At 60.7% G+C, this 7424-nt stretch carries 9 protein-coding genes and 1 pseudogene; 4 read left to right on the forward strand and 6 right to left on the reverse strand.

Annotated features, from left to right (window positions below; translation table 11 throughout):
• Positions 1 to 177 precede the first annotated feature (177 nt).
• The gene (locus NW853_RS03260) at positions 178 to 951 is read left to right on the forward strand and encodes a PspA/IM30 family protein (RefSeq protein ID WP_414335790.1); all 774 of its coding nucleotides are present in this window, start codon (positions 178 to 180) and stop codon (positions 949 to 951) included.
• A gap of 189 nt (positions 952 to 1140) precedes the next feature.
• Positions 1141 to 1605 (forward strand): pentapeptide repeat-containing protein, encoded by a 465-nt coding sequence (locus tag NW853_RS03265; RefSeq protein ID WP_414335792.1) that lies wholly within the window; start codon positions 1141 to 1143, stop codon positions 1603 to 1605.
• Positions 1606 to 1610: 5 nt separating this feature from the next.
• On the opposite strand, the gene cysQ is transcribed toward NW853_RS03265, so the two are convergent.
• From cysQ to rpsP, 5 genes and pseudogenes are all read right to left on the reverse strand, one after another.
• Entirely contained in the window at positions 1611 to 2408 is a 798-nt protein-coding gene (cysQ, locus tag NW853_RS03270; protein WP_414335794.1) for a 3'(2'),5'-bisphosphate nucleotidase CysQ, read from the reverse strand.
• Between the two features lie 17 nt (positions 2409 to 2425).
• The gene (hisF, locus tag NW853_RS03275; protein WP_414335796.1) at positions 2426 to 3181 is read right to left on the reverse strand and encodes an imidazole glycerol phosphate synthase subunit HisF; all 756 of its coding nucleotides are present in this window, start codon (positions 3179 to 3181) and stop codon (positions 2426 to 2428) included.
• A gap of 27 nt (positions 3182 to 3208) precedes the next feature.
• Positions 3209 to 4312, reverse strand: a complete 1104-nt coding sequence (locus NW853_RS03280; RefSeq protein ID WP_414347738.1) for an ArsA family ATPase — start codon at positions 4310 to 4312, stop codon at positions 3209 to 3211.
• The gene (locus NW853_RS03285) at positions 4309 to 4569 is read right to left on the reverse strand and encodes a KH domain-containing protein (RefSeq protein ID WP_414335800.1); all 261 of its coding nucleotides are present in this window, start codon (positions 4567 to 4569) and stop codon (positions 4309 to 4311) included. Before NW853_RS03285 ends, NW853_RS03280 begins: the two co-directional genes overlap by 4 nt.
• A 292-nt stretch (positions 4570 to 4861) precedes the next feature.
• Positions 4862 to 5107, reverse strand: a pseudogene (rpsP, locus tag NW853_RS03290) (30S ribosomal protein S16); the annotation flags it as partial.
• 226 nt (positions 5108 to 5333) lie between these two features.
• Between rpsP and NW853_RS03295 the strand changes: the two are divergent.
• On the forward strand, positions 5334 to 5786 hold the full coding sequence (locus NW853_RS03295; RefSeq protein WP_414335802.1) for a TerB family tellurite resistance protein: 453 nt from the start codon (positions 5334 to 5336) through the stop codon (positions 5784 to 5786).
• 122 nt (positions 5787 to 5908) lie between these two features.
• Here NW853_RS03295 and NW853_RS03300 read toward each other — a convergent pair whose 3' ends face one another.
• Positions 5909 to 6304 (reverse strand): metal-sensing transcriptional repressor, encoded by a 396-nt coding sequence (locus tag NW853_RS03300; RefSeq protein ID WP_414335804.1) that lies wholly within the window; start codon positions 6302 to 6304, stop codon positions 5909 to 5911.
• Between the two features lie 114 nt (positions 6305 to 6418).
• Between NW853_RS03300 and sds the strand changes: the two genes are divergently transcribed.
• Positions 6419 to 7390 carry a solanesyl diphosphate synthase gene (sds, locus tag NW853_RS03305; RefSeq protein WP_414347741.1) on the forward strand — a complete coding sequence of 324 codons (972 nt, stop codon included), beginning with the start codon at positions 6419 to 6421 and terminating at the stop codon, positions 7388 to 7390.
• Positions 7391 to 7424: the final 34 nt, after the last annotated feature.

Consider the following 7424-nt stretch of genomic DNA (forward strand, 5'->3'; position numbering starts at 1 on the left):
GTAGTCCGGTGCAATCCACCGAGATCCGGGGATAAGACATAAAGGCTGGGGCAGGATCCCCTCTGACCCATTTCCTCGGATCTCGGCCAGGGATCCCTATACTGGGGTAGAAGCACTGGAAGGCACCGGAACGGCAAGGGTAGCATTAGGTCAGACTGCTAGAGGGGGAAACAACCGATGGGATTGTTCGATCGGGTCAGCCGAATCATCAGATCCAATATCAACGCGCTGGTCAGCAGCGCCGAAGATCCGGAGAAAATCCTGAACCAAACCATTCAGGACATGTCGGAGGATCACTACCAAATGCGGCAAGCGGTTGCCCAGGCCATTGCTGCCCAGAAGCGGATCGAGCGGCAGTATGAGCAAGCGCAGCAGAACGTTGACGAGTGGCAAAGACGGGCCGAGTTGGCCCTGCGCAACAACAACGAAGCCCTGGCCCGCGAAGCGCTGGTGCGCAAGAAAACCTTTGCCGAAACTGCCCAGAGCCTGAAGCGGCAGTTGGATGAGCAGACCAAGCAGGTGGAGGTCTTAAAGGCCAACATGACCAAGCTGGAGAGCAAAATCGCCGAGGCCAAGACCAAGAAAGATATGCTCATCGCCCGGGCCCGCGCTGCCAAGGCTTCTCAACAAATTAACCAGGTCATCGGACGGGTGGACGCCACCAGTGCCTTCGCGGCTTTCGAGCGCATGGAGGAGAAGGTGAACTCCCTGGAAGCTCAGTCGGCGGCGGTGGCGGAGCTGGCGGTGGACAACTTGGAGAACCAGTTTGCCGCTTTGGAAGCAGGTGGGTCGGATGTCGATCACGAGCTGATGATGCTGAAAGCGGCGATGCAGGGCCAATTGCCCGCCGGAGAGCGGAAAGTTTTGCCGCAAGCCCAATCTGCTGCCTCGGCTGAAAGCGAGGTAGATGCGGAGTTGGAAAATCTGCGCCGCGAAATCGACCAGCTTTGAACAATGGGAGGCCGTGTCTGCCTGAGTTCCTGGGGCATGTTTCCTCTTGGCTTAGGTGGGTTGGGGTGTCCTTACCGGGGGGACACAGAGTGGTAAGCTAGCCCAGAAGAGCTCTCGGCCTGCTTCTGGCAGGGGGGGGAGCTTGGGTTAAGGTAGCCTTCCTGCGTTTTTGCGAGAGAACCAACAGCGATGACAACAGCGAGTATCAAGCCTCTTTTAGATGCCAAGCAACTGTTGCAGGCTTATGCGTCTGGCCAGCGGGATTTCTCTGGCTCCAACTTGAGCGGAGCCCAGTTGAGCGGTGCGAACTTGAGGGGCATCATTCTGCGGGATGCCGATTTGAGTGGGGCGGATCTGCGCGAGGCGGATTTGGCAGGGGCGGATCTCTCCGGAGCCGACCTGCGCGGAGCCAAGCTGCGACGGGTGAACCTAATCGGAGCTAAGTTGGTGAAGGCGGATCTGCGGGGGGCCAACCTCTACCGGGCTAAGTTGCTCAGGGCTGACCTTAGCGAAGCAGAGCTGAACCGGGCCGATCTGCGCATTGGCGCCGATCTGCGCGGAGCCATCATCACCAACACCCACTTCCGTGGCGCCCTTTACGACGAGTACACGAAGTTCCCGGATGGCTTTAACCCGACCGAGATGGGCATGTAGGCTTTCTAGGGAACCAGCTCCTGCCACAGTTGGGTAACGCCTTCGGCAGCTGCTACAAAGGGCGGGTTGTGCAGCTCTGGTTTGTTGTAGCGCAAGGGATCCCCTTGCAAGTTCGTGACACTTCCCCCCGCCTGCTCGACGATACAGTGGGCGGCGGCGGTATCCCATTCCAGGGTGGGGCCAAAGCGGGGGTAGAGATGGGCGGATCCCTCGGCCACCAGGCAAAACTTGAGGGCGCTACCCACAGACTTGACTTCGAGAGAACCGTAGCGCCGTCGCAGCCGCTCCAGGAATTGCTCCGTCTCCGGGCTGCGGTGGGAACGGCTGGCCACCACCTGCAGAGGAGCCTGGGCGGGGGGGCGGGCCCGGATGGGCTCTTTGCCTTTGTAGGCCCCCAGCCCTTGCGCTGCCCTGTAGGTAAGGCCGAGAGCCGGGGCATGGACGACGCCTAAGATGGGGATCCCCGCCTCGACGAGGGCGATGTTGACCGTGAACTGGCCGTTGCGCCCGATAAACTCGCGCGTGCCATCTAGGGGATCCACCAGCCAGAACTGCCGCCACTGTTGCCGCTCCGAATAGGGGATCCCGCCGCATTCTTCCGACAGCACGGGGATCCCCGGAGTTAGATCTTGCAGGCCCCGCAGGATCAGGTGGTGGGCGGCCAGATCTGCTTCAGTGAGGGGGGAGAAGTCGGTCTTGTCCCTGACTTGGATCTGCTCTTGCCGATAGATCTCCAGAATGGCCTGCCCGGCTGCTTCTGCAAGGCGGCTGACATGGGGCAAGAGATCGGCCAGATCCTGCATGGGCAACCCCCCAAGATTTAGCAGCGCACCGGAATGCCGTGGGCGGCCAAATCGGCTTTGATCTGGGCAATCGTCAACTGGCCGTAGTGCAACAGAGAAGCCAACAGGGCTGCCTCTGCCCCCCCCTCCTGCAGAGCTTGGCGGATGTGGGCACAGTCTCCCGCCCCCCCTGAGGCGATCACCGGTACCGCCACCGCCTCGGCCACGCGGCGGGTCAGCTCCAGGTCGTAGCCCGCTTGGGTGCCGTCGGCGTCCATGCTGGTGAGCAAGATCTCCCCTGCCCCTCGCTCGGCCACGGTTTTGGCCCACTCCACCACGTCCAGCCCCGTCGGCTCCCTCCCCCCGCGCACGTACACTTCCCATCCCCCTGGTTTGGCGCGGGCGTCGATAGCCACCACGATGCACTGGGATCCAAACTGACGGCTGGCCTGGGTGACCAGATCCGGATCCCGGACTGCCGCCGAGTTGAGGCTTACCTTGTCGGCCCCGGCCCGCAACAGTTGCCGGATCCCTTCCACATCGCGGATCCCACCTCCCACCGTGAGGGGGATGAACACCTGCTCCGCCGTGCGCTGCACCACCTCCAGCAAAATCTCCCGCTCCTCGTGGGTAGCGGTGATGTCCAGAAAGACCAGCTCGTCCGCCCCCGCCCGATCATAAGCCTGGGCCAGCTCCACCGGATCCCCGGCATCGCGCAACTGCACAAACTGGATCCCTTTGACCACCCGCCCCGCCGCCACATCCAGACAGGGAATGATCCGTTTGGCCAACATCGCCTTCTCCTCCGCTGGCGTGATGGCCTAGCCGAAGCTGATGACCAAGAAGGGTTCTTGAAACTTGGCCCCGGCCACCTGCCGACCCGCCAGGCTGGGAGGCAAGAACAAATTGCGCCGCTGATCCCCGGCGGTGATGGTCAGCTCCGGGCCCGACTGGCTCAGCTCGATCTGGGCCTTGCTGAAGCCGGGAATAAACAGCTTGACTGTACGCGCTCCCTCGTCGATGGCCACGGGCGGCGGCACATCCGGCACGGCGAATATGCCCCCCACCGCTGCCTCCAAAGCTGACCAATCGGATCCTTGACGCAGGGGAAGTGTGCGTACGGTCAAGGGGAAAAAATCGGCAGCCGAGACCTCGCCCGGAGCCAGAGGGGTGACCCAGAGGCCGCCCACCGTCAGCCCCACCATCTGAGCGCTGCCCCAGAGGTAACGGGCGGTTTGGACGGCCATCGGATCCGGGGTGGTCACCAGGTGGGCCAACACGCGGCGCGGATCGGCGATGGCCTGCCGCCCCTGCTCGAAAATGTTGGTCATCCCCCCCAGCCGATTCGACAGATCCTCTAAAGACGAGAACTCCACGGTGCTGACCGACCGCAGCAACGGCTCGGCAAAAGGGCGCAGGGTTTTGGCCAAGTCGGATCCCAGAAAAGCCTGGGAAGCCCGCCGCCAGTACCAGCTGGCCACCTCCGGGATGCCAAAAGCCCGCAAGGTGGTCAGATCCCCCGGCCCATCGTAGAGAATGCAGTCGTATTGGCCGCTGGCATCGTAGCGGCGCAGCGCTTCCAGGGCCAGCGCCTGATCCATGCCCGGCAACACCCCCAGCTCCTGACCGTAGATCTCCCGGAAAAAGGGAGTGCGCACATATCGGGCTTCCAGCTCTTTGGCCGCCGTCCAGTGTTGTTCCAGAAGCTGAGTTGTGCGCAACTGCACCACGCTCAAATTGGCAGCAATGGTCACCGGCTCCCCGGCAAGTGGGATCCCGCCCAAGAGCATCTCCAGCGCCGGCCCCGCCTGATGGCCCACCAACAGCACTCGCCGCCCCTGTTGGGCTGCTGCCCGCGCTGCTGCCACCGCCAACGTGCTCCGGCCTGTGCCCCCCTTACCCAAAAAGGTGAGGATCTGGCTCATTCCCGCTCTCCTGCCTCGCCGTAGATGTCGATGTACAAAGACTGGCCCGCCAACTGGGCTGCCGCCATCATCACCTGCCGAATCGCCTGCAGAGTGCGCCCGCCGCGCCCGAATACCCGCCCGCGATCCTTAGGGTCAAAGGCCAGCCGCAGCCATACCTTGCGCCCGCCACAGGTGGTTTCCACGTCCATCTGCAGCCCAGATGAGCTGAGCAACGGCTCGATCAAAAGATGGACAAGGGCTTTGTAGTCTGGCATGGGCGTCTGGCAAGGAAAAACGGGTTCAAGCCGAGCCTATAGCCAAAAGGTTAACCGATGGCGTCAGCGGGACGAAGTCCTTATCCTAGGCTTTGGCTGCTTCTTCGACCCGTGGCTCTTCAATTGCAGATTCTTGGTGGCTCGATTCTGGCAGGGATCCAGCCTCTGCCACAGCCGGCTCTGCATCGGGTTCAGGAGCTTCCGTAGCAGGTTCTTCTGTTGGCTCAGGGATCCCAGCTTCAGGCTTGGCGATGGCCGGGATGCGAATCGAGGCAACCACTCCGCCTTCTCCTGCTTTCAGCATCTCGTAGATGCCGGCCTTTTTGAGAAGACCCTCCACGGTCTCCGTGGGCTGAGCGCCACAACGCAACCATTTGAGCAGGCCCGCCGTCTCCAAAACCGTCTCTTTGGTGCGCGGGTTGTAGTAGCCCAATTCCTCCAGCGGACGGGCCTCGCGACGGCTTTTACTTTCGATGGCGATGATGCGATAGCTGGGTTGCCGTTTTTTTCCGTAGCGCTTGAGCCGCAATTTGACCATGGGGTATCTGCTCCTTAGGGTTGCTCCGCAAGCTGTGAAGGGTGGTTAGAGAAAAACCAAAATCAAACCCGTGCCCGCCACCCCGATCCCCTACCGGAAATCTGGGCAGACACAGGCTCTCTATTTTAGTCGATTTTTTCCTTGGCTGAAAAAGAGCCAAACCGACGCCGGGCGGCGCTCTTCATGGCAAAGTTGAAGAGGAAACCCACACTCAGCAACACCCCCCATGGTCAACTACGCCGACTTGACAGATGAGCAGCGCCAGCTCTACCTCAAAGCCCTGATCGCGGTGGCCCGAGTGGACGGCCAGTTGGACGAAGAGGAAACCAACTTTTTCCTGCAAATTGCCGAAGGGATGGGCATTGAAGAACAGGTGGCCCAAACCTATCTGGCCGAGAAAACAGACGCAACCCTAGACCTCAGCGGGATCCCGCCTCTGCACAACGCAGCCGGGGCCTTGATCCTGCGGGATCTGACAACAATGGCGGTGGTCAACAACGAGCTGACAGAAAAGGAGGAGGCGCTCATTTTTGAGATCGGCAAGGCCATGCAGTTCAGCCGGGAGGAGATCGACGAGTTCCTGAACTGTGCCTTCATGGGCCTGCAATGGCAACTGAAGAACAGGGGCTTGCTAGAGCGCTACGCCCAGCCTTCTCAGGGAGATCCAGCTACCGAATAGCATTAGATAGCATCAGCCAGAACAGCCGGCCTTGGCAACCGCATCAACACCCCGGCTTGGTGTTTCCCCCAACCAAGCCAGGGAGCCTTTCAGGTTCAGCCCAGACATCTGGCCATCGCAACCTAGCCGATAAAGCGATCCAGGGCCCGTTGCAGCTCTTCCAGCTCCACTTCGATATTGCCGGTCTCGATGGCGTGGCGGATGCAATGGCGGATGTGATCGTCCAGGATCAGCCGCGCCACCCGATCCAGCGCCCCCTTGACGGCGGCAATTTGTAGCAGCACATCTGGACAAGGTTGATCCTGCTCGATCATGGAGCGGATCCCGTGAACGTGCCCCTCGATGCGCGCCAAGCGGTTGATCAACTTGCGCCGTGACTGAGGATCATGATGGTGAGGCTGGGCCCGCCCAGACAGGGGCGGCTTTTCCAGCGCCAACTCCCACTCCTCCTCCCAATCGGGTTCTGAAGGGAGCGGTGGAACGGAGCGAGCGCCAAGTGGAAGGACAGGATCGGACATAAAAAGGGCAGAAGACTGCTTGCATAATACTGCTTGGTTTTCCCTGGGAACGATAGGGTACTCTACAATAAGAAAAGATATGAAATTTTGTAAAACCTCTCATACGCTGGCTCCATGACCTCTGTGCTCTCCCCCTTTGGCCCTGTAGAAGCGGATCTGGAGCGTTTACGCCAGAACCTGACGCGGTTGGTTAGCGCCAAGCACCCCATTCTGGCTATGGCTGCCGAGCATCTGTTTTCGGCAGGTGGGAAAGGGATCCGGCCAGCCATTGTGCTCCTCATTGCCCGTGCCACCACTCCCGATGGGGAGATCACACCCCGCCACTGGCGCTTGGCAGAGATTACCGAGATGATCCACACGGCCAGCTTGGTACACGATGATGTCATCGATGCTGCCGACGTGCGACGAGGAATCGACACGGTAAACACCCTCTTCGACAATCGGATAGCCGTGCTGGCGGGGGATTACCTCTTCGGTCAGGCTGCCTGGTATTTGGCCAGTCTGGACAATCTGGAAGTGGTGAAGCTCCTTTCCAAGGTGATCATGGATCTGCCAGAAGGAGAGGTGCGTCAGAGCCTTACCCGCTTCAACCCGGATGTGTCGATGGAGGACTACCTGGCCAAGAGCTTCTACAAAACGGCCTCCCTGATGTCCGGCAGTTCCAAGGCTGCCGGTCTGCTGAGTGGGGTGAGCGAGGAGGTGGCGGATCGGCTATTCGATTTTGGGCGGGATCTGGGCATTGCCTTTCAGATCGTTGACGATCTGCTGGACTTCACCGCTTCGGCAGAGATGCTCGGCAAGCCGGTGGGATCCGACCTCATCCAGGGCAACCTCACCGCACCCGTTTTATTCGCCTTAGAGGAATTTCCCCAGATGCGGGAGCTCATTCTCAGGGAACTGTCCAACCCGCAAGACCTGAAGCAGGCCCTAGAGTGGGTGTATCAAAGCGAAGGGATCCCACGCTCTCGTCAGTTGGCGCGAGACTATGCCCGTCAGGCCGCCGAGGCGCTGGAAGTGCTCCCGGATTCTGTAGCCCGCCGGGCTCTGTTTCAAATGGTGGACTATGTGCTGGAGCGGCTGCAGTAAACTACCCGACTCCGACCGCTAAGCGGTACGGAGC

Origin of the sequence: Synechococcus sp. H55.11 (genome assembly GCF_047462475.1) — a bacterium.
Classification (GTDB): domain Bacteria; phylum Cyanobacteriota; class Cyanobacteriia; order Thermostichales; family Thermostichaceae; genus Thermostichus.

Bases quoted from the DNA above. Each gene is read 5' to 3' on its own strand.
- NW853_RS03260 (WP_414335790.1), top strand. From the start codon at position 178: ATGGGATTGTTCGATCGGGTCAGCCGAATCATCAGATCCAATATCAAC.
- NW853_RS03265 (WP_414335792.1), top strand. From the start codon at position 1,141: ATGACAACAGCGAGTATCAAGCCTCTTTTAGATGCCAAGCAACTGTTG.
- cysQ (WP_414335794.1), bottom strand. From the start codon at position 2,408: ATGCAGGATCTGGCCGATCTCTTGCCCCATGTCAGCCGCCTTGCAGAA.
- hisF (WP_414335796.1), bottom strand. From the start codon at position 3,181: ATGTTGGCCAAACGGATCATTCCCTGTCTGGATGTGGCGGCGGGGCGG.
- NW853_RS03280 (WP_414347738.1), bottom strand. From the start codon at position 4,312: ATGAGCCAGATCCTCACCTTTTTGGGTAAGGGGGGCACAGGCCGGAGC.
- NW853_RS03285 (WP_414335800.1), bottom strand. From the start codon at position 4,569: ATGCCAGACTACAAAGCCCTTGTCCATCTTTTGATCGAGCCGTTGCTC.
- NW853_RS03295 (WP_414335802.1), top strand. From the start codon at position 5,334: ATGGTCAACTACGCCGACTTGACAGATGAGCAGCGCCAGCTCTACCTC.
- NW853_RS03300 (WP_414335804.1), bottom strand. From the start codon at position 6,304: ATGTCCGATCCTGTCCTTCCACTTGGCGCTCGCTCCGTTCCACCGCTC.
- sds (WP_414347741.1), top strand. From the start codon at position 6,419: ATGACCTCTGTGCTCTCCCCCTTTGGCCCTGTAGAAGCGGATCTGGAG.